This window comes from Thermococcus alcaliphilus (assembly GCF_024054535.1).
GTDB lineage: Archaea > Methanobacteriota_B > Thermococci > Thermococcales > Thermococcaceae > Thermococcus_A > Thermococcus_A alcaliphilus.
This window is the reverse complement of the sequence record NZ_JAMXLV010000018.1, coordinates 1-24,516: the sequence shown is the minus strand read 5'-3', so window position 1 is coordinate 24,516 and position 24,516 is coordinate 1. Positions and strand designations below refer to the sequence as shown.

General features: G+C 42.7%; 27 protein-coding genes and 1 tRNA gene. 17 read left to right on the top strand and 11 right to left on the bottom strand.

Annotated elements, in window-relative coordinates; all coding sequences use genetic code 11:
• Window positions 1-27: 27 nt before the first annotated feature.
• On the top strand, window positions 28-387 hold the full coding sequence (locus NF859_RS02855) for a carboxymuconolactone decarboxylase family protein (RefSeq protein WP_252742924.1): 360 nt from the start codon (window positions 28-30) through the stop codon (window positions 385-387).
• A 2-nt stretch (window positions 388-389) separates the two neighbouring features.
• On the opposite strand, the gene NF859_RS02850 is transcribed toward NF859_RS02855, so the two are convergent.
• From NF859_RS02850 to NF859_RS02820, 7 genes are all read right to left on the bottom strand, one after another.
• Entirely contained in the window at window positions 390-731 is a 342-nt protein-coding gene (locus tag NF859_RS02850) for a nascent polypeptide-associated complex protein (protein WP_004066781.1), read from the bottom strand.
• 126 nt (window positions 732-857) lie between these two features.
• Complete coding sequence (locus NF859_RS02845; protein WP_252742923.1) at window positions 858-2,033, bottom strand: cation:proton antiporter; 1,176 nt, start codon at window positions 2,031-2,033, stop codon at window positions 858-860.
• A 6-nt stretch (window positions 2,034-2,039) separates the two neighbouring features.
• Entirely contained in the window at window positions 2,040-2,381 is a 342-nt protein-coding gene (locus tag NF859_RS02840) for a CBS domain-containing protein (RefSeq protein WP_252742922.1), read from the bottom strand.
• Window positions 2,350-2,514 carry a hypothetical protein gene (locus NF859_RS02835; RefSeq protein WP_252742921.1) on the bottom strand — a complete coding sequence of 55 codons (165 nt, stop codon included), beginning with the start codon at window positions 2,512-2,514 and terminating at the stop codon, window positions 2,350-2,352. Before NF859_RS02835 ends, NF859_RS02840 begins: the two co-directional genes overlap by 32 nt.
• 141 nt (window positions 2,515-2,655) lie before the next feature.
• Window positions 2,656-3,693, bottom strand: coding sequence for a tetratricopeptide repeat protein (locus NF859_RS02830; protein WP_252742920.1), 1,038 nt, complete (start codon window positions 3,691-3,693; stop codon window positions 2,656-2,658).
• Window positions 3,681-4,208: a methylated-DNA--protein-cysteine methyltransferase gene (gene otg / locus NF859_RS02825; protein ID WP_252742919.1), complete on the bottom strand. Its 528-nt coding sequence runs from the start codon at window positions 4,206-4,208 to the stop codon at window positions 3,681-3,683. The genes NF859_RS02830 and otg overlap by 13 nt, the downstream gene beginning before the upstream one ends.
• Window positions 4,195-4,935 carry an RNA methyltransferase gene (locus tag NF859_RS02820; RefSeq protein WP_252742918.1) on the bottom strand — a complete coding sequence of 247 codons (741 nt, stop codon included), beginning with the start codon at window positions 4,933-4,935 and terminating at the stop codon, window positions 4,195-4,197. Before NF859_RS02820 ends, otg begins: the two co-directional genes overlap by 14 nt.
• Before the next feature lie 40 nt (window positions 4,936-4,975).
• Here NF859_RS02820 and NF859_RS02815 point away from each other — a divergent pair, with 40 nt between their 5' ends.
• From NF859_RS02815 to NF859_RS02800, 4 genes are read left to right on the top strand one after another with little or no spacing between them, the layout of a single operon-like run.
• Complete coding sequence (locus NF859_RS02815) at window positions 4,976-5,623, top strand: hypothetical protein (protein WP_252742917.1); 648 nt, start codon at window positions 4,976-4,978, stop codon at window positions 5,621-5,623.
• Window positions 5,620-6,519, top strand: a complete 900-nt coding sequence (locus NF859_RS02810) for a 2-dehydropantoate 2-reductase (protein WP_252742916.1) — start codon at window positions 5,620-5,622, stop codon at window positions 6,517-6,519. Before NF859_RS02815 ends, NF859_RS02810 begins: the two co-directional genes overlap by 4 nt.
• Window positions 6,520-6,552: 33 nt before the next feature.
• Window positions 6,553-7,200: a TIGR00153 family protein gene (locus tag NF859_RS02805; protein ID WP_252742915.1), complete on the top strand. Its 648-nt coding sequence runs from the start codon at window positions 6,553-6,555 to the stop codon at window positions 7,198-7,200.
• 2 nt (window positions 7,201-7,202) lie between these two features.
• On the top strand, window positions 7,203-8,120 hold the full coding sequence (locus NF859_RS02800) for a D-2-hydroxyacid dehydrogenase (RefSeq protein WP_252742914.1): 918 nt from the start codon (window positions 7,203-7,205) through the stop codon (window positions 8,118-8,120).
• 83 nt (window positions 8,121-8,203) lie between these two features.
• On the opposite strand, the gene NF859_RS02795 is transcribed toward NF859_RS02800, so the two are convergent.
• Window positions 8,204-9,205: a 2-hydroxyacid dehydrogenase gene (locus tag NF859_RS02795; RefSeq protein ID WP_252742913.1), complete on the bottom strand. Its 1,002-nt coding sequence runs from the start codon at window positions 9,203-9,205 to the stop codon at window positions 8,204-8,206.
• A 107-nt stretch (window positions 9,206-9,312) separates the two neighbouring features.
• On the opposite strand from NF859_RS02795, the gene proS reads away from it, so the two are divergent.
• On the top strand, window positions 9,313-10,779 hold the full coding sequence (gene proS / locus NF859_RS02790) for a proline--tRNA ligase (protein WP_252742912.1): 1,467 nt from the start codon (window positions 9,313-9,315) through the stop codon (window positions 10,777-10,779).
• Here proS and pcp read toward each other — a convergent pair.
• Entirely contained in the window at window positions 10,776-11,378 is a 603-nt protein-coding gene (gene pcp, locus NF859_RS02785) for a pyroglutamyl-peptidase I (RefSeq protein ID WP_252743070.1), read from the bottom strand. The two genes, proS and pcp, sit on opposite strands and share 4 nt — an antisense overlap.
• A gap of 64 nt (window positions 11,379-11,442) precedes the next feature.
• Between pcp and NF859_RS02780 the strand changes: the two genes are divergently transcribed.
• Together NF859_RS02780 and NF859_RS02775 are read left to right on the top strand one after the other, a co-directional pair.
• Window positions 11,443-12,561 carry a geranylgeranyl reductase family protein gene (locus NF859_RS02780; protein ID WP_252743069.1) on the top strand — a complete coding sequence of 373 codons (1,119 nt, stop codon included), beginning with the start codon at window positions 11,443-11,445 and terminating at the stop codon, window positions 12,559-12,561.
• Window position 12,562: 1 nt separating this feature from the next.
• Complete coding sequence (locus tag NF859_RS02775; protein ID WP_252742911.1) at window positions 12,563-12,919, top strand: ASCH domain-containing protein; 357 nt, start codon at window positions 12,563-12,565, stop codon at window positions 12,917-12,919.
• Here the strand turns inward: NF859_RS02775 and NF859_RS02770 are convergent.
• Complete coding sequence (locus NF859_RS02770; protein WP_252742910.1) at window positions 12,911-14,413, bottom strand: carboxypeptidase M32; 1,503 nt, start codon at window positions 14,411-14,413, stop codon at window positions 12,911-12,913. The genes NF859_RS02775 and NF859_RS02770 overlap by 9 nt on opposite strands.
• Before the next feature lie 130 nt (window positions 14,414-14,543).
• On the opposite strand from NF859_RS02770, the gene NF859_RS02765 reads away from it, so the two are divergent.
• From NF859_RS02765 to hycI, 9 genes are all read left to right on the top strand, one after another.
• Window positions 14,544-15,827, top strand: a complete 1,284-nt coding sequence (locus NF859_RS02765; protein ID WP_252742909.1) for a bifunctional L-myo-inositol-1-phosphate cytidylyltransferase/CDP-L-myo-inositol myo-inositolphosphotransferase — start codon at window positions 14,544-14,546, stop codon at window positions 15,825-15,827.
• A gap of 164 nt (window positions 15,828-15,991) precedes the next feature.
• Entirely contained in the window at window positions 15,992-17,809 is a 1,818-nt protein-coding gene (locus tag NF859_RS02760) for an aldehyde ferredoxin oxidoreductase family protein (RefSeq protein ID WP_252742908.1), read from the top strand.
• A gap of 33 nt (window positions 17,810-17,842) precedes the next feature.
• Window positions 17,843-18,091 carry a ubiquitin-like small modifier protein 1 gene (locus tag NF859_RS02755; RefSeq protein WP_252742907.1) on the top strand — a complete coding sequence of 83 codons (249 nt, stop codon included), beginning with the start codon at window positions 17,843-17,845 and terminating at the stop codon, window positions 18,089-18,091.
• A complete protein-coding gene (locus NF859_RS02750) occupies window positions 18,092-19,210 on the top strand; it encodes a tungsten cofactor oxidoreductase radical SAM maturase (RefSeq protein WP_252742906.1) in 1,119 nt (372 codons plus the stop codon).
• A gap of 167 nt (window positions 19,211-19,377) precedes the next feature.
• Window positions 19,378-20,925 (top strand): alanine/glycine:cation symporter family protein, encoded by a 1,548-nt coding sequence (locus tag NF859_RS02745; protein WP_252742905.1) that lies wholly within the window; start codon window positions 19,378-19,380, stop codon window positions 20,923-20,925.
• Window positions 20,926-20,975: 50 nt separating this feature from the next.
• Window positions 20,976-22,352 carry an alanine/serine racemase family protein gene (locus NF859_RS02740; RefSeq protein ID WP_252742904.1) on the top strand — a complete coding sequence of 459 codons (1,377 nt, stop codon included), beginning with the start codon at window positions 20,976-20,978 and terminating at the stop codon, window positions 22,350-22,352.
• Window positions 22,353-22,430: 78 nt separating this feature from the next.
• Entirely contained in the window at window positions 22,431-22,847 is a 417-nt protein-coding gene (gene hypA / locus NF859_RS02735) for a hydrogenase nickel incorporation protein HypA (protein WP_004066801.1), read from the top strand.
• Window positions 22,844-23,569 (top strand): Mrp/NBP35 family ATP-binding protein, encoded by a 726-nt coding sequence (locus NF859_RS02730; protein WP_252742903.1) that lies wholly within the window; start codon window positions 22,844-22,846, stop codon window positions 23,567-23,569. Before hypA ends, NF859_RS02730 begins: the two co-directional genes overlap by 4 nt.
• Window positions 23,570-23,590: 21 nt before the next feature.
• Window positions 23,591-24,058: a hydrogenase maturation peptidase HycI gene (hycI, locus tag NF859_RS02725; protein WP_252742902.1), complete on the top strand. Its 468-nt coding sequence runs from the start codon at window positions 23,591-23,593 to the stop codon at window positions 24,056-24,058.
• 189 nt (window positions 24,059-24,247) lie between these two features.
• On the opposite strand, the gene NF859_RS02720 is transcribed toward hycI, so the two are convergent.
• Window positions 24,248-24,324 (bottom strand) — tRNA-Arg (locus NF859_RS02720).
• Between the last annotated feature and the right edge of the window lie 192 nt (window positions 24,325-24,516).

The following is a 24,516-nucleotide window of genomic DNA, read 5'->3' as shown; positions in this document are numbered from 1 at the left end:
AAAAAACTAATTTTACACGGTGGTATTATGGAGTGTGAAGACGTACAGACAAAACTTAAGGAAATAGAGGAACTTCTGCAAACACTTGGAAAGCAGCACCCAAAGGAAATATCAGCCTTTTCAAGGTTTTTGAGGGAAGTTGCTGAGACAAAAGCTTTAACAACAAGAGAAAAAGAACTTATAGCTTTGGCTTTGGGGATAGCTGCCGGTTGTGAGTGGTGTATCTATTTGCACACCCAAAAGGCCATGGAAGCGGGAGCAAAGAAGGAGGAACTTATAGAGGCCGGATTGGTAGCAGTTCTAATGGCTGGGGGACCTGCTCTAATGCATTTAATTCCTCTAATGAAAGCAATTGAAGCATTTGAAAAGGAACATAAGGAAGAGTAAATCTAAGATTCTTGGAGTTTTAATATTGCCTCTGCCAGGTCTCCTTTTGTTTCTTCCAATGCTTTTTTGGCCGTCTCGTAGTCAACGCCTGCCTGCTCCATAACGAGTTTTATGTCCTCTTCGGGAATGTTGAGAACTTCTCTGACTTCCTCCTTGCCCACTATTTGGTAGCTCTTCTCTCCCATAGCTGTTATTACGGTTACTGCAGCGTCTTTGATAACGATTTCTTTGTTTTCAAGTCTTATTATGACCTCCTTAACTCCCTCAAGCTCTTCCATCTTAATTCCAAGCTGTTTCATGAGCTTCTGCATTTGTTTGGGGTTCATACCCTTCATTGGCATCATACTTACCACCAGAAAGGAATCAAAAAAAGGATATATAACGGTTTCCCAAAAATGAAAATGTCATCAAGATTTCTTCTCCTCTTCCGGGAAGTTTAAAGTCTATTCTGGGTTTACTTTCTTTATAAACTAATATCCCATCTCAAAGATTTCTGTTAACTCCTCTTCCTCAACCTGTTTGCCGAAACTTATTTTAAGGAAAGGTGGAGTAACGAGGGTAGTAAGGAATATCATCAAAACTATAACGATATATGCCTCTTTTCCTACTATCCCTTCATTGAGCGCTACAGTCAGCATTGCAAGTTCTACACCCATTCGAGGGATCATTCCCACTCCTATTCTAATAGACTCCTTAAGAGTTAAACCTCCTACAAGAGCTCCAAGACCACAACCAATTACTTTACTAACTATTGCTCCCAAAGAGAATACAATGGCAAAGAAGCCTATTGATTTAATATCCTGCATTGGCATGTTCATTCCCACATCAACAAAAAACAAAGGGATAAAGATAGCATGAGCAATAATACGAGTGTGTTCAAATATCGGTTTTCTAAACTCAGTTTCGCTAAGTGCTAGTCCAAATAGGTAAGCCCCTAGTATTGATGCAAGATTCATGTGTTCGGCAAAATAAGCAAAGGCGAATAGTACCGCCATTGAGAGTGTTATTGTGGAATCGGCAAATCCTAAGTGAACTACTTTCTTTAAGAGCCGGTCTATTGCTGGAGGAACAATGTAGAGAGCAACTGCAAGAAAGAATATTACCCTCAAAATGATTGAGGCTATAACGGTATAATGAACACTTCCCTGAACTAGCAGTGAGATGATAACTGTCAGGATAATAATACCAAGGATGTCATCAACTATTGCAGCAGTTAAGATAGTCATCCCCTCCCGAGTTTTTAGGGCATCAAGTTCCATGAGAACTCTAACAGTCAGGCTAACACTTGTTGGGGTCGTAAGAGCCCCATATATGAGTGCTTGGTTAAATCCCTTAAACGGATAAACGATGGCAAATCCAATTAAAAAAGCAATGAAAACCCCTATTCCTGCCACCGAGACACCAGCTCTCCCGGCTTCTTTGAGCTCATCAACACTGCTTTCAAGGCCTGCAAGAAAGAGAAGAAGGAGAACTCCCACCATTGAGATATCTTTGACTTCCTCTGTTGGAGGAAAGAACGTTCCGAGTAGTATTCCCCCAATTATTTGACCAAGAACAACTGGTTGCCCTATTCTTGCAAATATCCACCCAAATGTTTCAGCAATGGCTAACATAAGGGAAATATACATTATCAATTCTACTTGCATCTCTCCTCACCGGGCAAAAATCCGAAGAAGTCGTATTATTGATTGGGCTGAGAATGTTCCAACGACCTTTCCTCCTCTTTCAACAACCGGAAATTGTTTTATACCGGTTTCAAGCATCATCTCAAGGGCATATCCAAGTTTATCATCGGGTTTTAGAGTTAAGGGTCTTGTGTTCATTATTTCCTTAACTGGCCTTTCCCAGTCAAAGTGAGCTTCTTTTATTGCGTCAATTCCCACCAAAATGTAATCAGAAGGGGGGACTATGAGATTTATCAATTCATCAGTAGAGATAAACCCAAGAAGTCTTTCATCTTCATCAGTTATGACAGCACATGTTCTGTACTCCAATTTTTTTAATTAGGGTTTTAATTTTGTCCTCTGGAGAGAGTTTTAGGAAGTCTTTTTCCATAATTAACTTGAGTGGCATCTTTGAAATTTTAATTATGTTGAGTTTAACTTTCTCCTCGATTTCACTCTCCATAATTATCCCCTCACGGATTGGATACTCTGCTTTATATGTTAAAAAATATTTTGGTTATAAAGGCAGTTGTTGACAAATTTTAGCTTATTTTGGAAGTCATTATAAAAAATTTCAAAAAAGGTAGATATAAAATAAAGTTTTTTATTCTTCATCTTTTTTGGCGTTATCAGGGAAGTTTGAAGTTTCTTCGTTGCTTTTCATTATTCTTTGCCTATATTCTTCGTACTTCTTCCTCGCTTCTTCAGCCTTCTCTTTTTCTCCCAAGTATTCATAAGCCTCTGCAACGTGCTTCCACCACATGGGGTCTTCTTCGGCCTCTTTTAAGCAGTATTCAAGGAATTTTTGATAAGCCTCTTTTGCAAGCTCTTCGTTTCCAAGCTTCCTCGCTATATTGCCAACATCCTCCCAGAAGACGCCCTCTTCTTGGGCTTCACCTTTGTAGTATTCCAAAGCTTTTTCCCAGGCTTCTCTTGCTTTTTCCTCATTGCCAAGCTCTTCATAAAGCTTTGCAACATCTTCCCAGAACCACGGCTCTTCCTCGGCATATCTCTCTAACGCTTTTGCGGCTCTCTCCATGTTGCCAGCCTTTTTCCAGTACTCGTGAGCCTCTTTGAGGTAGTAGGTGTCTTTTTCCTTCTCGTAAAGCTGCTCATAGATCTCTGCAGCTCTTTCGTATTTTTCAGCCTTTTCATATGCCCAAGCTGCGCTTTCCATCCAGCCAAGCTTTTCATACATCTCTGCGGCTTTTAAGTAGTTCCCTTTCTTTTCATATTTTCTTGCAGCGGCCTTATATTTGCCAGCCCTCTCAAGACTTTCAGCACTTCTAAAGCGGTCAGTTAAGCTCAAATCGGGTTCACTTATGTACCATATACCAAACGCAAGCCCGAGAACAAAGAGGACTATTATTCCACCAACTATCTTTAGCTTCTGCCATGTAATGCTTAGATACGTTGCATAGGCACTTAATGCTGTTGGAATTACTAAAAGCCCAGCGTACTTCCAGCTTTCTGCGTAAAGTGTCAATGCCAAGAAAAATCCAAGCATTAGAGTTAATCCTAAAAATCCTAAGCTCAGCACTATCCTAACCAGCATCCAGAAGCCCCATTTGTATATTATGCCTGCTGCTATCGCAATAATAGCCACGAGGAACCCTATGAGGTAGAGTTTTAGCTTGTCCATTTTTTCACCCCCTCCAGCATGAGTAAAAACTTTTTGTAGTCTATTTTTGGAGTGTACCATCCTAAGCCGCTTGATGCAACAACTCTATGACAGGGAACCACTATAGGATAGGGGTTTCTTTTCATTGCCCCTCCGACGGCTCTTGGTGAGCTCTTGAGCATTTTAGCAAGCTCACCGTATTTTATGACTTCCCCTCTTTTAACCTTTTTTGTAAGCGTCTCGTAAACTTTCTTCTCAAAGGGAGTGGTTCCCTCAAAGCTAAGGTACTCCAGTGCTTCTTCGTTTTTAATTTCCCCCACAAGAACCTTGTAAACCAGTTGAGGAAAGTCGCTCTCCTTTTCCCTTAGATCAACATTCACACCACGCTTTTGTAAGTGTTTTGCCAAACCCCTAATTCTTTCTCGAAGAAACTCTTCTCCATCAAGGGAAAAAGCTATGCCTTGAATTTTCTCTTCATAGATTGCGGCTATCTGTATTTCTCTTCCGCCTATTTTGAATGAATCAATAGCAATCATCTTTACATCTCTCCAATCTTTCAATGGCTTTTCTTAGAGGCCCATACATGGAGTGTATCTCCTTTGCGTATATAAACCCTCTTCCCAGAAAACGCTGGAACATTAACACAGAGAGTTTTCGTCTTTCCAAATCCTTTGGATACTCCAAAGTGTTTAAGAGCTTTTCCCAAAGTCTAACCAATCTGATTCTCTCTTCCTTTGTAGACTTTCTAAGCTTCTCTTTTACCTCTACAACTTCAGCCTTTGTTCTTTGCTTGTAAATCTCGTACAGTACCACAGCGACAGCATGGCTCAAGTTCATTACTGGGTATTCTTCGCTGGTAGGAATTGTAACTGTAAAATCTAGCTTTTTAAGTTCTTCATTGTCCAATCCCCTGCTTTCCCTCCCAAAAACTAGCCCAATACTCCCATCGTAAAGAAAAGCCCTCTTTGCGAATTCTTCCGGTGTTATGGGAGTTCTCTCCGGAATATAGTCTCCTCCCGCTATCCCACTAGTTCCTACAGCTAGATCTACCATTTTAAGGGCTTCGTCAAGTGAATCAACGAGTATTGCATTTTCCAAAACATCTACAGCATGGACGGCAAATTTTCTAGCTGTTTTGTCATTAGGACTAACCTTGGGATTAACTAAGATAAGCTCCTTTACCCCAAAGTTTTTCATAACCCTTGCAATAGCTCCGAGGTTTATGGGATATTCGACCTCAACGAGTATTACCGTCAGCTCCATGACTGCAAGATATTTAAGGGAATGTATTAAAATGGTTACGGTGAATATTGTGAAAAAGACTCTGCCAATAGGCATATATCTCCTATCCCTTGCAGTTTTTGTTTATGGAATGATAAGAGAGCTCCCGAGTAAGTTGGGTGATAGCCCTGGATTGTTTTATCTTTCTCCCCTTCTCATAGCACTTCTCTCGGTTGCCTACTTGAATAAAAACTCAAGATTTTTTGGAGGAGTTTCCCTATCCTCGGCGTTTATGGTTGACATATTCTACTGGGCAGATGTTAAGATTCCCTTATTCCTTGCTATAGGCCTTTTGCTCTCACTTGTTGCCATAATTTTTGCTCTCCCCAAAGCGAGCCAGCCGGTTAGCTTAGCTGAAAGAGTCATCAACATTGGCATCGGGCTTGTTTCTTTAGCTACTCTGCTAAGAACTTTAAATATCGTGTGGCCAGATGAAATAAAGCCTTGCATATTTTCTTTAGCAATTGTTGGGATTTTGTTGCTCTTTCTCAAAAACAGAAAACTTTCAATCGGCGGAATTCCTCTCTTGGCAATGTTTTACACGGCCCTTTCCTACACAATCTACACGTTTAACTACTCACTTCGGGGCTACTGGTGGGTATTCTTTGCAATTTCTCTTACATTGTCCGTTTACTCGTTATTTCCACTAAGGAAGGTGATGAAAGGATGAAAATTTACGTTCTCGGTGCAGGTTCCATAGGTTCCCTTTTTGGCGCACTTTTAACGAGAATTGGGGAAGATGTGACGCTGATAGGTCGGAAAGAACATGTAGAGGCTATAAACAATAATGGTCTCATGGTTGTTGGGGCTGAGGAGTTCACAGTGTATCCGAGAGCCGTTACCGAAACTCCTCCAGAGCCTCCGGACTTGATAATCCTAGCAACAAAATCCTATTCCTCTGCTTATGCCTTACAATGTGCCAAAGAAAGCATAGGAGAAAACACATGGATACTAAGCATTCAAAACGGGCTTGGGAACGAGGATGAAGCATTAAAATACACAAAAAATGTTCTGGGCGGGATAACTACCAATGGGGCAACCCTTGAGAGATGGGGAGTTGTTAGATGGACTGGAAAGGGAATAACAATAATCGGAAATTACCCTAAGGGAAAAGGAGAATTTGCAGAAAGGCTTGTTGCCCTTTTTAAGAAAGCCGGGCTAGAGGCGGAGATTAGTGAGAACATAGCAGGATGGAAGTGGGCTAAGGCTATAGTTAACTCCGCAATAAACCCAATTGGAGCTATTATGGAAGTCAAAAATGGCGATATTCTGGAAAATGATTATCTCTTAACCTTGGCGATGGAAGTGGTGAAGGAAGGCTGTCAGGTCGCTACTCAATGGGGGATTGAGTTCGATATGCATCCAATGGAACTTCTCCTCGAAACCCTTAAGAGAACAAGAGAGAACTATAACTCCATGCTTCAGGACATAAGAAGGGGCAAAATGACAGAAATAGACTTTATAAATGGTAAAATCATCGAATACGGTGAGGAAATAGGGCTAAAAACTCCCCTAAACTTTGCACTCTGGAGTTTGGTAAAGGCTAAGGAGTCACAAACTAAATAAAGACTCCCATTGATAGTATACTGGGGATGAGATATGCCCATATTTGGAGGGAAGGAAAATAATGTTTTTGCAACAATTGACAGACATCTTGATGCGGTAAATTCCACCATAATAAAACTTAGAGAACTTGTGGAAGCTTATCTCAATGGAGAAGTTGAGAGGGCAGAGGCTCTAATGAAAGAAGTTGAAGAACTGGAGAGGGAAGCAGATACTTTAAGGAGAGAAATAGAGACAATGCTTTATCAAGGCGCATTTTTACCGGTTAACAGAGGGGATTACGCTAGATTATCTGAGCTAGTGGATAGTGTGGCAGATGCAGCGGAGAGTGCCGCCCATTCTCTGATCTTAGCAAAACCCAAAGTGCCCTCAGATCTGAAGGATGAGATCCTAGAGCTTTTAGATTATTCCTTGAGGACATATCAACTCCTTGAAAAGGCTGTTAAAGCACTCAACACAAACGTCGATGAGGCGATTGAGTATGCAAAAAAGACTGAAATGGCAGAAGAAGAGGCTGATAAAATTGAGTATTCCCTTTTGAGAAAGGTTTTTGAAAGTGAGAAAATAACAACATTCGCAAAAATCATATGGGATAAGGTTATAACAAAGATTGGAGATATAGCCGATAGAGCGGAGGATGCCTCCGATCAGGTTTTGCTTATGGCACTAAAAAGGAGGGGTTGAGAATGAAAGTGTTAGTTGCCGCACCTTTGCATGAAAAGGCAATCGAGATTTTGAAAAACGCTGGATTAGATGTAGTCTATGAGGAATACCCTGATCAAGAAAAGCTCAAGGAACTCGTTAAAGATGTCAGCGCTATAATAGTGAGGAGCAAGCCCAAAGTGACGAAGGAGATTATAGATGCCGCACCGAGCCTCAAGGTTATAGCCAGAGCTGGCGTTGGTTTGGACAACATAGATGTCGAATACGCAAAGAGCAAAGGGATTGAAATCGTCAACGCTCCCGCCGCATCAAGTAGAAGCGTTGCCGAGTTGGCTATCGCATTGATCTTCAATGTAGCCAGAAAAGTAGCCTTCGCTGACAGGAAGATGAGAGAGGGAATATGGGCTAAGAAGCAGTGTATGGGCTTTGAGCTTGAAGGAAAGACTCTTGGTGTTGTAGGATTTGGAAGGATAGGATACACCGTAGCAAAGATAGCAAACGCAATTGGGATGAAAATTCTTCTCTATGACGTTATCAAAAATGAGGAGAGGGCAAAGGAAGTTGGTGGAAGGTTTGTAGAGCTTGAGGAGCTTTTGAGAAACAGCGATGTTGTTACAATCCATGTGCCTCTCCTTGAAAGTACTTACCACCTAATTAACGAAGAGAAGTTGAAGCTCATGAAGCCCACTGCAATCCTCATCAACACATCAAGGGGCCCCATTGTAGACACAAACGCTTTAGTGAAGGCACTTCAAGAGGGGTGGATTGCTGGAGCTGGCCTGGATGTCTTTGAGGAAGAGCCCCTTCCCAAGGATCATCCCTTGACAAAGCTTGACAATGTGGTCCTAACTCCTCACATAGGAGCATCTACGGTTGAAGCCCAAGAAAGAGCCGGCATAGAAGTTGCTGAAAAAGTCGTTAAGATTCTGAAGGGCGAGTAGCCCTTTAGCTTCTTTTTGGCTTATTTTCCCTTCATGCTGAAGTGGGAACTTATAACTTAAAAGTTAAAAAGTTAAAAGAAATGTCAGAGGAGTTTAACTTCTTCTATTGGCCTTATTTTAAGAACCTCCTTGTTTACGAGGTTTTCCGGAATTTCGCCCCTAAAAATCGATAGCAGATTGTTTACTGCTTGGAACCCCATGTCCTCCATAGCCTCTTTCGCCAATCCTGCGTGATGTGGAGTAAGCACGGTCTCCCATTCCATTTCAAAGAGTTCGCTTTCTTGAAGTGGCTCTTTTTCGTAAACGTCAGTGGCAAATCCCTTGAGTTTTCCTTCTTTTAGGGCTTTAATAAGGGCTTTTTCGTCAACTAAGCTTCCTCTTCCTATGTTTATTAGATACTTTCCTTCCATGAGCTTAAGTCTTTCCTCATTTATTATGTGGTATGTCTCGGGAGTTGAAGGAAGGGCAAGGATAACTATGTCGCTCTGCTTTAAGACCTCCTCAAGTGGAAGCCACTTTGCACTTACTTCCTTTTCTATATCCTCTTTTCTGCTTCTGCTCCAGTAGTAAATCTCCGTTCCAAGGGCTTTCATTCTTCTTGCTATAGCTTTGCCTATTGGGCCCATTCCGAGGATTCCAACCTTCTTGCCGTAGACTGTTTCCACTCTTTTGTACCATCCCCAAACCGTCCTGTGAGAGTCCCAAAGGCCCCTTCTCACGAACTTGTCTGAATAGGCAATTTTTCTCAGAAGAGCTATGGTCAAACCCACGGCAAACTCTGCAACGGCTTCACTTAAAACTCCACTAACCTTTGTTACGTATATTCCCTTTTCAGTTGCTGCTTCAAGGTCTATATGGTCGTAGCCAGCGGAGTGGGTACTTATGACCTTAAGCTTCTCTCCTTTCTCAATTATTTCTTTATCCACCCTATTCAAGGGTGAGACTATTAATCCGTCGTATTCGCCTATTATTTCCAGTATCTTTTCCTTCTCTGGATAAACTAAGACATCAACGTCGCAATACTGCTTCAAGAGCTCTAAAGGTTCACTCTTCATGTTAAAAAGAACCAAGACTTTTGGCTTCATTTCTTTCACCACTAAAACTTTCATCGAAACATGTTAATAAAACTTTTTGAGAAATCTGCGAAAGATTAAAAAACATTGGACATTTTTAAGGGATAGGTGGTGAGTTTATGGGTGATGCCAGTAAAAAACCAAAAGTAAAGAGAGAAAGGTGGTCTAACGAGTTCAGCGAATGGTACAATGAAATGATAGAGCTCGCTGAGATACAGGACAAGAGATATCCAGTAAAGGGAATGAACGTTTGGTTGCCATATGGATTGAGAATTATGAGAAACATCGAAAACTTCATCCATGAGGAGATGAGAAGAACCGGGCACGATGAGGTGCTCTTTCCAGCTTTAATTCCAGAGACAGAGTTTGAGAAAGAGGCAGAGCACATAGCGGGATTCCATGGGGAAGTTTTGTGGGTAACACAAGCTGGTGAGAAGCCCCTAGATATAAAGCTTATTTTGAGACCAACTAGTGAAACCGCTATGTACCCTATGTTTAACCTATGGATTAGGTCTCATGCAGATCTGCCCTTCAAGGTTTACCAGATAGTTAACGTTTATAGATATGAAACGAAACACACAAGACCTTTGATCAGAGTAAGAGAAATAAGCAGATTCTTTGAGTCTCACACCGCTCATGACAGCTTTGAAGATGCCGAAAGGCAAATAAAAGAAGACCTTGAGATATTTGACAACCTTGCCAAAAAACTCGCTTTACCTTACATTGTCTCAAAAAGACCGGACTGGGATAAGTTCCCAGGAGCATTCTACTCTCTTGGTGCAGAAGTAATAATGCCCGATGGAAGGACTCTACAAATTGGAACAATGCACAACTACAAGCAGAATTTTGCAAAGGCATACGAGATAACCTATGAAAAAGAAGACGGAACCCACGACTATGTTCACCAAACTACATTTGGAATGAGCGAAAGATTGCTTGCTGCTGTCATGGCGGTACATGGAGACGACAACGGCCTTGTACTTCCCCCAACAATAGCTCCCATTCAAGTGGTGATAGTTCCGATCCCAATGAAGGACTCTCCATACGATGTTAATGCCTATGCCAAGGAAATTGCCGAAGAGCTCAAGACGGCTGGCATTAGAGTTCATGTGGATGATAGAGAGGAGATAAGGCCTGGAAGGAAATTCTACGACTGGGAAATTAAGGGCGTCCCATTGAGAATTGAAGTGGGGCCGAGGGACGTCGAGAGCAAAAAGGCAGTGTTGGCAAGAAGAGACACCTTTGAAAAATTCACCGTCGAGAGGGAAAAAATCGTTGAAGAAGTTAGAAAGACCCTCGATGCAATAATGGAAAACCTCTACGCAAGGGCAAAAGAGTTCTTGGAGAGCCACATAAAGAGAGTTGACACAATAGAAGAAGCTAAACAGCTCTTTGAAGACAGAAGAGGAGTAGTAGAGCTTCCATGGTGTGGTGAAGAGAGCTGTGGTGTTGAGATGGAAGAAATCCTAGATGCAAGTATGCTCGGAATACCATACCCAGAAGAAACTGCAAAGATTGAAGGAAAGAAGTGTGCCCACTGTGGAAAAGAAGCGAAGTACATAGCAAGGTTTGCAAGGACGTACTAACTCTTTATGCTTTCTTTTATTGCTATTTCTATTGCTTTCCTTATCATCTCGAGACTCATCGAAGGTTGTGGCTTTTCTAAAACCTGCTCAGGGATATATGGGACGTGTATAAAGCCCGCTTTCGCCTCTAATCCATTTATTGCTATGTAGTGCAGAGCTGTGTACATGGCGGTGTTGCATACGTAGGTTCCGGCTGAGTTGGACACCATGGCGGGAATTTTATTCTCCCTTAGAGCATTTACAATTCTCTTTACAGGTATTGTAGCAAAATAAGCCGCTGGAGCATCTTCAAATATTGGTTCGTCCTCTGGCTTGTATCCCTCGTTGTCTTCCATCCTTGCATCCATAACGTTTATCGCGACCCTTTCAACGGTTATGTTAACCCTTCCACCAGCCTGGCCTGTGAGGACTACAACATCCGGCCTAACATCTTCTATAATCTTGGGCAGCTTTTCTTTAACTCCCTTAAAGCTCACTGGAAGCTGATGCTTTATTATCTCTGCATTTCCGATCTTCTCAGGAAGCTCCTTGACGGCTTCCCAAGAGGGGTTTATTTTCTCTCCCCCGAAAGGCTCAAAACCAGTAACCAAGACTTTCATTTTAGCCACCAAAAAAAGCTAAAGTTTAATTAAGATTTAAAGGTTACACTTTTCGGTGAAGCTTATGAAGTATGATGTTGTGATAATAGGTGGGGGAGCAGTTGGGAATTATCTTGCAAATCTTCTTGCGGGAGAGTTTAAGGTTGCACTAATTGAAGCAAAGACCTCTTTTGGAGGTAAGGCGTGCACGGGTATAATCGGGGCAGAAAATTTTGAAAAGCTCAACCTTCCAAGGGAAGCAATTCTTAACGAGTTCAGAGGCGCGGTGTTTTATTCCAGAATTCAGAGCTTTGAAATAAAAAAGAAAGCCCCACAGGCATATATGGTCGACAGGAAGATTCTCGAAAAGAGCCTTGCCGAGAGAGCGGTCAAAAAAGGTGCCGAATACTATATGGGGGCCAGATTCTTAGGGTTTAAAAATGGAAAAGCTCTTGTACAGAGGTTTAACGAGAGGTTCGAGATAGAGGGCGATTTCTACGTTGGAGCCGATGGAGTGTCAAGCAAAGTCGCCCAGGAAATTGGGGCAAGAGCAGAGGCGGAATTTTTGAGCGGTTACGAAGTTGAAGTAGTTGGAGACTTTAAAAAGAAGGATTTTGTTGAAGTGTGGGTGAACAAAGACATAAACGGGGAGTTCTTCATGTGGGTTGCTCCGGTAAACGAATCCCTAGCAAGAGTGGGCACTTTTGGAAGCTACGATGCACTTATGAGGTTTTTAAGGCTAAGGCTCCTCAAAGAAACACAAGTTGTTGAGATAAAAGCCGGAAACGTCGGTTTTGGATTTAGAAAGCCATGGGTAAAGGGAAACGTTGCACTAGTGGGAGATGCCGCTTTGCAGATAAAGCCTCTAACGGCTGGAGGTATTGTATACGGGATGCTCTGTGCTCATGCACTCAGATACGCCATAAGAAGGAATAACTTGGCTATTTACGAAAAGCTCTGTGGAGATATAAAGAAGCAGATCGCCTTTGGGCTCAGAGTTAGGAAGCTTTTCAAAGCCCTCGACCAAGAAAAAATAGAGAAGCTCTTTGAAGTTCTTTCAAGCAGAGAAGCGATAGAAGTAATAGAGAACTATGCAGACTTTGACGACCACAAGAAAACAATAACTGCTCTTGTAAAGCATCCACGTTTGCTTGCAAGGGCTTTGAGAGTCACTCCAATGTTATTGAGATACCTGGTGATGTAAAATGGAGTGGGAAATGGGGCTTCAAGAGGAGTATCTGAAGCTGATAAAAGAGGGAAAAAAGAAGATTGAGGGAAGGCTGTACGATGAAAAACGAAGGCAGATAAAGCCGGGAGATGTAATAGTTTTTGAGGGACGCTTAAAAGTAAGAGTAAAAGCCTTGAGGGTCTATCCATCGTTCAAGGAAATGCTTGAGAAAGAAGGACTTGATAGGGTTCTCCCAAACGTGAAGAGCATAGATGAAGGAGTAAAAATCTACAGAAAATTTTACAGCGAAGAGGAAGAAAGGAAATATGGGGTTGTAGCGATTGAAGTAGAGCCAATAGAGGAGATAGAAAAAAAGGAAGGGACTTCAGCCTAGATATTTCTCCTTTATGTATTCTATGAAGTATTCTGGATTTATGCCTTCTCCGAAGCTTCTCTCAAGCAACTCCTTTGGTGGATACATGCTTCCGTATTTGTGCACTTTTTCCCTTAACCATTCTCTTATCGGCGCAAATTCTCCGTTTGCGACCTTTTCGTAGAAGTCCGGGATGTCTCTAAGGATGTAGCTCCTAATCTGCGTTGCCAAGAGTGTTCCGAGGCTGTAGGTGGGGAAGTAGCCAACGGTTCCGTGGGCCCAGTGAATATCTTGGAGAATTCCCTCTTTGTAGTTCTTTGGTCTTATGCCGAGAAGCCTTTCTATCTCGTCGTTCCAGAGCTCAGGTAAATCCTTAGCCTTGACCTCTTCGTTTACCATGAGCTTCTCAAGTTTATACCTCAAGAGGATGTGCAGGTTATAGGTAACTTCATCTGCCTCTACCCTTATGAAATCTGGCCTAACTATGTTGAAGTAGTTATAGATGTCATCTTCAGTGTATTTTGATATGAATGGAAGATTTTCCTTGAGAATTGGATAAATTAACCCTGCAAATTCCCTGCTTCTTCCAATGATGTTCTCCCAAAATCTGCTCTGGCTTTCGTGGATTCCAAGGGATACTCCTCCAGCTATTGGAGAGAACATAAACCTCTCATCCACCTGGAGCTCGTAGAGCGCATGACCAAATTCGTGAACCACAGCTAAAAGGGTTCTCCTGAAATCAAAGCCCTCGTATCTGGTTGTTATCCTTACATCGTGGATTCCGAACTCCGTCGTGAACGGATGAGGTGACACATCCAAGCGACCTCTTGTTCCTAAAGGATATCCCAAGAGCTCAAGAACTTTCAAGTTGACTTTTTTCATACTCTCAACATCGTATTCCTCCTTCTCTAGGGGATGTTCTCTAGGAACCTTGCCCTCTTCAAGTATTCTGTCCAGAATTGGCTTCAGTTCTTTCTCTAGTTTTTCAAATATCGGTTCCAAATCCCTCGTCCTCAATCCTTCCTCATAGAGGTCAAGGAGGGCATCGTATGGATACTCCTCATAGCCGAGGTACTCTGTTGCTTTCTTCGCAAGCTCTATTATTTTATCAAGCCACGGTTCAAACTTCTTGAAGTCATCCTTTTCCTTCGCTTCAGCCCATGCCATGGTTGCTTTGCTTCTAACTTCGCTTAGCTCCCTAACGAACTCCGGCGGAAATGCCTTTGCTATTCTTATCTCCCTCTGCAGTACTCTGACGACTCCTCTCTCATAATCGTTTAACTCTTCTCCAGCTGCTTTCTCTACAAGCTCAACAAACTTTGGCTCCAGCATAAAACTATGGGCCAAAACTGAAAGCTCCCCCTGTGCAGTGCTCCTCTCGGTTATTCCCATTTTGGGCATGTTTACTTCCATATCCCACCCAAGGACGCTCTGAGCGTGTCCAATTGCCCATATTTTCCTATAGTGGGCTAAAATCTGTTTTATGGTCTCGTTTTGGAATATCTCCTCAGCCATCTTTGTTCACCTATGTGTATCTAAGCTCACAATATTTTTAACTCTTTCGACATGCATCTTAACGCAAAAAACTCGCTTGAAAACACTAAAACTTTTTAGAAAACCAAGAAAAAGATATTGAGGATGCAAGATGAAAGCGGTAATTCTGGCGGCTGGGCTTGGAACTCGAATGGGAAAACTCAGCAAGGAAACTCCCAAGGGCCTAATAAAAGTTGCTGGAAGGGAGATACTTTACAGAACGATGAAAATTCTTGAAATGGAAGGAATTGATGAGTTTGTGATTATTACCAACCCGTTATACAAAGAAAAGTTTGAGGAATTTTTAAGGAAAAATAACTTTAGATATCAGCTCGTGATTAATGAGTTCCCAGAAAGGGGGAATGGATACAGCTTATATCTCGCCCGTTCATACGTCTCAGGCAGGTTTGTTGTAGTGATGAGCGACCACGTTTATGAAGAGACCTTCATTAGGAAAGCTCTAAAAGGTAAGGGACTTGTAGTTGATAGGGAAGGGAAATTCACAAATACTGAAGAAGCCACAAAGGTGAAAATAGACGATGGAAGAGTAGCAGATATTGGAAAAGCACTTGAAGAGTACGACGCCTTGGATACGGGATTTTTTGTTCTAGAGCGGGATATCTTTGAGATAATAGAAAAGCTGATCAGAGAAAAAGAGAAGCTTGAATTAGCTGAAATCGTCAAAGAGGCTGGCTTGGAAGTATTTGAAGTAAGTGGACTTTTCTGGATGGACATTGACACACCAGAAGATATCAAAAAAGCCAAGAAGTTCTTGATAAGGAATGCCATAAAAGGCAGTGGGGATGGAGTCATATCGAGGTATTTGAACAGAAGGATATCCACAAAGATCAGTGAAGCTCTCGTAGATTATGTTGAACCAATCCATATGACGCTATTTTCCTTTGTGGTTGGTATAATCGCGGCTGTTGTAGCTTTTATTAGCCCTCCTATTGGTGGGCTGCTGTACCAGTTAAACTCAATTCTCGATGGAGTCGATGGGGAGATAGCAAGGGCTGCAATGAAAACAAGTAAGTTCGGCGGATATTTTGATTCTATCTTGGATAGATACGTCGACTTTTTCGTGTTGTTGGCACTTGCCCTCCACTTACACCCAAACATATGGGGGTGGATGGTAGTTTCCCTAGCCATCTTTGGATCTGCCATGGTAAGCTACTCAACAGAGCGTTACAAAGGCGAGTATTTTGTTGACATATATAAAGCAATTCCCCAAATGAAATACCTTTTCGGTAAAAGGGATGAAAGAATATTCTTAACAATGGTTCTTTGTTTGATTGGGAGAATAGAGCTGATTTTCATAACACTAGCATTGATAACCCACATCCGGGTGTTCGCTACAGTTTATTTAGTGCAAAAAAAGGAAAAACTTCCAGAGTAGTTTATGGACATCTGCGTACATTAATGAATTTGTATTCAACATAGTGTTCCGATGTGAACATTGCTGTTTAACATCTTACTTTTCTGCAAATTATTTTATTTTCGTCAAATTTTATAATTTGAAATGCATAATTATATGTTGATATTTGTTCGAGGTGTTGCTTTATGTTTGGGTATATGGGAAAAATATTGAGAGTTAACCTAACGACGGGAGAAATAAAAGTGGAAGAGCTAAAGGAAGAAGACGCAAAGGAGTTCATTGGTGGTAGAGGTCTCGCAACAAAGCTTCTTTTAGAGGAAATAGATCCAAAAGTTGATCCATTCAGCCCAGAGAATAAGTTAATCTTTGCCACAGGCCCCTTGACCGGAACAACCGCCCCAACCGGTGGCAGGTACATGGTAGTTACAAAGTCCCCATTAACGGGCTTCATAGCCTCAAGTAATTCCGGTGGCTTCTTTGGACCAGAGCTCAAGTTTGCAGGTTATGACTTCCTTATTGTTGAGGGAAAGGCAGATCACCCAGTTTACATCAGCATAAAGGATGAAGATGTGGAGATCAAAGATGCCTCCCACCTCTGGGGTAAGAGAGTTGGCGAAACAACGGACAAGCTCCTTGAAGAGTTTGGAGACAAAAAGGCGAGAGTTGCTTGTATAGGGCCTGCGGGAGAGAAACTTGTAAGGTTTGCAAACATAATGAACGACAAACACAGAGCAGCTGGAAGAAGCGGTGTTGGAGCAGTAATGGGAAGCAAGAATTTGAAGGCTGTTGTCGTCAGAGGAACAAAGCAGGTAGAGCTTGCTGACAAAGAAAAGTTCATGAGTGTCGTTAAGGAGAAGATAAAGAAGATAAAGGAGAATCCAATTACGGGCGGAGGACTTCCACAGTATGGAACTGCAGTTCTAGTAAACATAATAAATGAAAACGGCCTTTATCCAACGTACAACTTCCAGACAGGAGTCTTTAAGTACGCCTATGAGCAGAGCGGTGAAGCTTTGGCCGCAAAGTATTTAGTGAGGAACCACCCATGCTTTGCATGTCCAATTGGATGTGGAAGAGTCTCATATCACCCAGCTGTAGGAATTACCGAAGGTCCCGAATACGAGAGCATATGGGCTCTTGGTGCGACCTGTGGTATAAATGACCTGGCAAGCATAGTGATAGCAAACCACCTCTGTGACGAATTTGGTCTTGACACGATTTCAACAGGTGGAACTCTAGCGGCAGCTATGGAGCTTTATGAGAAGGGAATCATAAAGCAGGAAGAGCTTGGAGATGCACCACCATTGAGGTTTGGCAACAGCGAAGTTCTCCATTACTACATTGAAAAGATAGCCCTTAGAGAGGGCTTTGGGGACAAACTAGCTGAAGGAAGCTACCGCTTGGCTGAGAGCTACGGGCATCCAGAGTACTCAATGAGCGTTAAGAAGCAGGAGCTCCCGGCTTACGACCCAAGAGGAGCAGAAGGACATGGTGTCACTTATGCTACCTCCAACAGAGGTGGATGTCACGTTAGAGGATACATGATCAGTCCAGAAATCCTCGGTGTTCCAGTAAAGCTTGATCCTCACGATGTAAGCGAGGAGAAAGCCAAGTGGGTTAAGATATTCCAAGACCTAACTGCGGTAATTGATTCCTCCGGATTGTGCCTCTTCACAAGCTTTGCACTTGGAGCAGATGATTACGCTGAGATGCTAAATGCTGCAACAGGCTTTGATTACACAACTGACGAGTGGCTCAAGGCGGGAGAGAGAGTATGGAACATTGAGAGGATCTTTAACCTTAAAGCCGGCTTAGTCCCAGAAAAAGACGATACTTTGCCCAAGAGGTTCTTAGAAGAGCCGATGCCTGAAGGGCCCAACAAAGGACACGTGGTAAAACTCCATGAAATCCTTCCAAAATACTACAAGCTCAGAGGCTGGGACGAGAAAGGATATCCAACTGAGGAGAAGCTTAAGGAGCTTGGTTTGGATAAGTATTATTAACTTTTCTTCATTATTTATTTTTGGGTGAGGAAAATGGTTAAGGTAAGGGTTTTTGCTACACTCAGAGGCATTGTTGGAAAGAGCGAGCTCGAAGTTCAGGCTGATACGGTGGGAGAACTTTTGGAAAAGCTCTATAACGAATATCCCAAAATGAAAAAAGAGCTCGAAAAGGGAGCCGTTATCTTGGTTAACGGAAAAAACATCGAGCACCTTGAGAAACTTAACACCAAACTCAAGGACGGAGACGTGGTAAGTATATTCCCTCCAGTGGGAGGCGGTTGAATGCATGAGTTCCATTGGGACAACGCTAAGATTCTGCTTCCTAAAGCCCCAGATATGAGATACCTCTACATTGAAATAACAAACCGATGTAATTTGAGATGTGAGATGTGTTTTAAGCAGTACTGGGAAGATGAAGAGGGCGATATGGATTATGACCTTTTCTTGAAAATTCTGGATGATGCCAAAGAGTTTCCTAACTTAAAGATGATTTACTTTGGTGGTATTGGTGAACCCCTTGTGCATCCCCGTTTTATGGACATGGTAAAGGAGGTAAAAAAGAGGGGATATGCAGTAGGTATTTCAACGAACGGTTTTCTTCTTACGGATAAACTTATTGAAGAGCTTGTAAGGCTCAGAGTTGATTTGATATACATTTCTCTGGATGCAATCCCAACACAGCCAACGAGATTGGGCCATATAATGCCCAGCGTTACAGTTGAACGGCTCAAAAAGTTTGCTGAGATAAAGAAGAGAGAAAATACGGAGATTCCGCATGTTGGAGTTGAAGTAGTCTTGACAAAAGAGAACTACACACAAATGGCAGAGCTTGTGAAGTATCTCTCTAGGTTTAACATAGATACCCTGCTTTTCTCAAACCTAATGCCGATTACAGCAGAGCATGCCGAAATGATAATCTACGACGGAAGTGTCGATATAAGCAATGCACTTTCCAAACTTTATCCCCAGATATATCGTGGATTTCCAGTTAAAGTAGCAGAATTTAAACTTAGAAGTGAAAGACACTGTGACTTTGTTGAAAATAACGTCGCTGTGGTTAGGTGGGATGGAGAAGTTGCACCTTGTTATCGCTTTCTTCATACATACCCGGAATACATTTTCGGAAGGGAGAAAAGAGTGGAAGCTTATTCCTTTGGCAATGTGAAAGAGAAATCTCTGAAAGAAATATGGACGAGCAGAGAATATACGTGGTTTAGGTTTAGTGTTAGAAATTCCCTCTATCCCTCCTGCACAGATTGTCCTGTTGTTGACGCGTGTGATTATGCCAAGGGCTCAAAAATGGACTGCTGGGGAAACGTACCAAGCTGCGGAGATTGTCTGTGGGCTAGAAGGATAGTTCTCTGCCCGATTCCAAGAGAAGAACATGGAAAGTTCTGGTAGTATTTCATTTAGCCTCATAAAATTTTGAAAATATGTTCATTGGTAATGTCCTCTTTCTTGATTTTATTTCATTGAGGTTCATAAATGTGCTAGAAAGTTTTAAATAATTCCTTGACGTTAATCTTAATGCCATAGTGCACTATGCAGTACTCTTTGGAGGTGCTAAGATGAGTGCCATAATGGACTTTATAAACTGGCTGGATGGCATGGTTTGGGGTCCCCCAATAATGATTTTACTGGTGGGTACAGGGTTGTTGCTAACAATATACCTTGGGGGCATACAGTTCCGCCGACTTGGGTGGGCTATAAGGTTCACCCTCTTCGAGGGAAGAAAGAAGCAAGGTGAAGGTGATATTACACCATTCCAAGCTTTAATGGCAACCATTGCTGGAACAGTTGGTATAGGAAACATAGCAGGTGTAGCAACTGCAATAGCTGCCGGAGGACCGGGTGCACTGTTCTGGATGTGGGTCACAGCTCTCGTTGGAATGGCAACTAGGTACTCGGAGGGACTTTTGGGAGTTGCCTTTAGAAGCAAGTTGCCAGACGGAACAATGATCGGTGGAACCTTCAACTTCTTAGAGAGAGGACTGGCAGAGGAGGAAATCTCACCAACTTTCAGGACAATAGCTGGACTCTTCATAATCCTCTTCGCAATATTCATCGGCTACGAATCCACAAAGCTAAGCGGAGGTTTAATGATACTTGCTATCATAATAGCAATTCTCTTCCTCATACTGGCACTATACCTATTAACAGGGCGCTCACTTCCAACCCTTGGCAAAACCTTGGCAATACTCTTCGCGTTATTTGCAGCGATTTCAGCATTTGGAATTGGAAACATGACACAGGCAAACTCTCTAGCATTGGGAATGAAGCAGGCATTCAACGTTCCAACATGGATAACAGGTATCTTCTTCGCGTTCATAACCTTCATAGTTATCGTTGGTGGAATTAAGAGAATCGGAGAAGTTGCAGAGGGCCTAGTCCCCTTTATGGCAATAATCTACTTCATCTTTGCAATTGGTGTCTGGATTAAGTACGCTGGTCAGCTGCCATCTGCAATAGCCCTCATATTCAAAGATGCATTCACTGGACAGGCAGTTGCCGGTGGTGCAGTAGGTACCGTAATAAGGTGGGGAGTAGCTAGAGGTCTATTCTCCAACGAAGCTGGTCTAGGAACTGCTACACTCGCTCACGCTGCAGCAAGGACAGATCATCCATCAAGACAGGCTCACGTGGCAATGCTTGGACCATTCATTGACACACTCATTATCTGTTCATTAACAGGTATCTCAATTGTGGCAACGGGGGCATGGGAAACTGGAAAGACAAGCACTCCTCTAACCCAAGAAGCTTTCGCAAGGGCATTTGGACACATAGGTGAAGTCATGGTGGTTATAGGTGTTATCCTCTTCGCGTACTCTACAGTGCTTGCATGGTCCTTCTATGGCAGACAGAACATTATGTACCTTGCAAAGTGGATTGAAGGCGATCCAGAAAAGTTCGCGAAGCTCTATCCAAAGCTTCACTTGATCTACAACCTCCTCTTCGTAGTGTTCCTATACATAGGTGCCACAACAGCCCTTGAAAACGTATGGACATTCTCAGACATGATGAATGGACTTATGGCAATACCAAACCTTGTTGGGCTCATACTCCTAGCAACGGTCATCAAGAGGTACACCGACGAGTTTGTCTCTGCAAACCCATGATTTCCCCCATTTTTCTTTTTGACTTTTTATCGTTTTGTGAGGTGATTTAAATGGAATATCCAAAACTAGTTGTTACTCCTCCAGGGCCAAAAGCCAAGGAACTCGTAGAGAGGGAGAAAAAGGTTATTTCACAAGGCTTAGGTGTTAAGCTTTTTCCTGTTGTTCCCGAGAGAGGTTATGGAGCTCTGATAGAGGATGTAGATGGCAATGTTTTTATAGACTTTCTTGCAGGAGCAGCTGCAGCCTCAACTGGTTATGCTCATCCTAAGTTAGTTAAAGAAGTACAAGAGCAGGTGGCAAAGATACAGCACTCGATGATCGGCTACACATACAGCAAAAGAGCGATAGAAGTTGCGGAGATTTTAGCTGAGAAAGCCCCAATAGGAAATCCAAAAATTCTCTTTGGGTTAAGCGGGAGTGATTCCATTGATCTGCTTATGAAAGTTGCCCGTTTTGCCACAAGAAAACCTTGGATAGTTGCCTTCATTGGGGCTTATCATGGCCAAACCTATGGAGCAACGTCTGTCGCTGCCTTTCAAAGCTCCCAGAAAAGAGGATTCTCGCCACTAGTCCCGAATGTAGTCTGGATTCCATATCCCAATCCTTACAGAAACCCGTGGAGGATAGACGGTTATGAAGAACCCAACGAGCTGATAAACGCCTTTTTGGACTATCTAGAGAACTATGTCTTTGCCCATGTATTGCCTCCGGATGAGGTAAGCATTCTTTTAGCTGAGCCTATTCAAGGAGACGCTGGAATCGTTGTTCCACCAGAGAATTTCTTCAAAGAGCTCAAAAAAGTGCTAGACGAATATGGAATTCTCTTGGCAATGGATGAAGTGCAGACAGGAATTGGGAGAACTGGAAAGTGGTTTGCAAGTGAGTGGTTTGATGTCGAGCCCGATTTCATATCCTTTGGAAAGGGTGTAGCAAGTGGAATGGGTCTTAGTGGAGTAATTGGAAAAGCCGAGCTTATGGACATGACAAGCGGTTCTGCTCTGCTCACACCTGCCGCCAATCCCGTTATTTCAGCGGCAGCATATGCGACGCTCAGGATAATAGAGGAGGAAAACCTTTTAGAGAACGCACTGAAGGTTGGGGACTTCATAAAGAAGCGCTTGCTTGAAATGAAGGATAGCTATGAGGTCATCGGAGACGTTAGAGGCAAAGGGCTGATGGTGGGTGCAGAAATAGTGAAACCTAACACCAAGATTCCAGACCCAGAGTTAACCGGAAAAATCTGTTGGAGGGCATTTGAGCTCGGCTTAATTTTGCCGAGCTACGGCATGTTCGGAAACGTCATAAGAATAACGCCACCGCTTGTGATAACAAAAGAAATTGCAGAAAAAGGCTTGGAGATTATGGAACAGGCATTAAAGGATGCCCTTGCTGGAAAGGTAAAGCACAAAACCGTTACGTGGCACTAGTCCTTTTCTTTTTAACACCTTTTGTTTGAAACGCCACCATTTATAAACTTCCTCGCTTAGAGTTTTCTGGTGAAGATCATGCACGAATGGGCGCTCGCTGATGGTATAGTTAGGACTGCAATTGAATTTGCAAGGCAGCATGGGAAAGACAAAGTTTTGGGCATGAGGATCGTCCTTGGAGAATTGCAGGACGTTAATCAAGAGATACTTGAGTTTGCCATCAACGAAATAAAGAAGGGGACTATTGCAGAGGAGGCAGAGATTGAGTTTGTTATTGAGGAGGCGGAATTTAAGTGCAGAAACTGTGGAAACGAATGGAAGCTCAAAGATGTCAAAGAAGGTTTTGACGAGAGGATAAAGGAGGATATCCACTTTATTCCCGAGGTAGTTCATGCTTTCCTTGCCTGTCCGAAATGCGGTAGCAGGGACTTTGAGGTTACAAAGGGGAGAGGAGTTTATCTTGCAGCAATAAAGGTCGAAGGTGATGAGGAGTGATTGACCCAAGGATAAAGGCAGTTGAGGCCAGGCTCGAAAAAGTCAAGAGGATTATTCCTGTAGTGAGCGGCAAGGGAGGGGTAGGAAAATCAATGGTTTCCACTACTCTGGCCTTAGTTCTGGCAAAGAAAGGTTATAAAGTTGGCCTTCTCGATCTGGACTTCCATGGGGCAAGTGACCACGTCATACTGGGCTTTGAGCCCAAGGAGTTTCCCGAAGAGGACAAAGGTGTTGTTCCTCCAGAAGTGCACGGAATTAAGTTTATGAGCATAGTGTATTACTCCGAAGATAAGCCAACCCCACTGAGGGGAATGGAAATAAGCGACGTCCTGATAGAGCTTCTAGCAATAACAAGATGGGATGAGCTTGATTTCCTCATAATTGACATGCCTCCGGGAATGGGAGATCAATTTTTGGACGTCTTGAGGTTCCTCAAAAGAGGGGAGTTTCTGGTTGTGGCTACACCCTCAAAGCTTGCTATCAACGTTGTTAAAAAGCTCCTTGAGCTATTGAAAGAGCAAAACCTCAAAATAATTGGCATAGTGGAAAATATGAAGCTCGATGAAGAGAAGGACATTGAGAACTTCGCCAGAGAATTTGGCGTGCCTTACCTTGTCGGCATTCCACTCTACAGAGACCTTGATGAAAAGATAGGCAACGTGGAAGAGCTTTTGAGCAGTGAATTTGGCAAAAAGGTCGAAAAAATTGCAGAGTCTCTTTAATTTCAATTTTTGGTGATAATTATGGAGGAATTTTTTAAAGGGGCAAAAAAGGTTGTTGTATGTGGAATCGGAAACGACGTCAGGGGAGACGATGCTTTTGGTGTCTACGTTGTGGAAATGCTAAAGGAGAGAGTTTCAAATCCCAAGGTGGTGTTTTTAAACTGCGGGGAAATGCCCGAGAGCTATGCCGGGAAGATAATAAGGGAAAACCCCACTCACGTGGTTTTTATAGATGCAGTACACTTTGAAGGAAAGCCAGGCGAAATAGTTTTGGCGGACCCTGAAGGGACTCTAGGAGAGGCTTTCTCAACCCACAAGATGCCCTTAAAGCTTTTGGTCAGCTACCTAAAAGGACACATAAATGCAAAGTTCATTCTCATCGGTGCCCAGCCAAAGCAGACGGGACTTTTTGTTGATATGAGCGAGGAGCTTAAGGAAAGTGCAGAAAAGCTGGTTAGTATTTTAGAGAGAATTTTGGCAGAAATTTAAGACTAAGACCTTGGTAAGCAAGAACTTTTAGTTTTTAATCCCTTCTTAAGGATTATTCAAAAAGGGGCTCAGTTACGGGTCCAGCTCATCATATTCAGCCGGGGAGACCTTATGGTCATCATTGCCATAAACTCTTAGGGGTGAAGCTTAAGGAAGAATTATGGTGTAGAGATGTTTCTGGAGAATTTATGGCGGGCCCGCCGGGATTCGAACCCGGGACCTCCGGCTTAGAAGGCCGGCGCCCTATCCTGCTAGGCTACGGGCCCTCGGAGTTTATTGGGCTTGATTGCATTTATAAATCTTACGGTTTTTGGAAATGATACTGTCAGGATAAGCAGTGAGGCGTCAGGTTTAAATCCCAGACACTACCACAGAAAAAGAAAGGGGGGAAACATGCAAGCTGAAACCATTATTCACTGGATGGTTTCAGCCTTAAAACCTTTTCGCCGAAACAAAAT